We start from the raw sequence: 690 nt of genomic DNA, 5'->3' as shown, positions 1-690 counted from the left end.
GACAAATATCAGGTTATCTGCGCAAGAATGAGGGAATAAAGGTGTCCCACCAATCCATTTATAATATCATTCATAATGATACAACAGGGGAACTTGCCAAACACACAAGGCATAAGATGAAATACAGACATCGTCCCAAGGGCAGACATCTTCCAATTAAAGACAGGTTGAGTATCCATGAAAGAAGTAAGGAAGTTGACGGGAAGAGATTCGGAGATTTTGAGATGGACTTGATCGTAGACCCTGACCAGCATACCATACTCACACTGGTAGAGAAATCCACCAATATGCTGCTTATGCAGAAACTGCCATTTGGAAAGCAGTCAAAGCCTCTGGCAAAGGTAGTTAGGAAACTGCTGCCACCATACAAGGACTGTCTGAAGACCATTACAACAGACAACGGACCTGAATTTGCAGCACATAAGGACATTACCAAGTTCTTGGGCGTGCCCGTATACTTCGCTGATCCATATTGTTCTTGGCAAAAGGGAGCTATTGAGAATACAAATAAACTAATCAGACAATATATACCGAAAAAGGATTCGTTTGAACATTACACAGACAAGAGAATTATGTCGATACAAAAGAAATTGAACGAAAGACCGAGAGAAAAATTAAACTTTTCTACTCCAAAGTGTGAATTCTTCAAATACGTTTTATAATTTTGCACTTGCTGGTTGACTCTGCGAC

At 40.1% G+C, this 690-nt stretch carries 1 protein-coding gene; it reads left to right on the top strand.

Features of this window, described 5'->3' with window-relative positions:
* The coding region (locus E0E16_RS06325; protein WP_130829720.1) for an IS30 family transposase at window positions 1–662 on the top strand (662 nt) is incomplete at its 5' end.
* Between the last annotated feature and the right edge of the window lie 28 nt (window positions 663–690).

The organism is Prevotella rectalis (assembly GCF_900607215.1).
Lineage (GTDB): Bacteria > Bacteroidota > Bacteroidia > Bacteroidales > Bacteroidaceae > Prevotella > Prevotella brunnea.
Note: the sequence above shows the minus strand (reverse complement) of the source record. Positions and strands in the feature narration are given on the sequence as shown.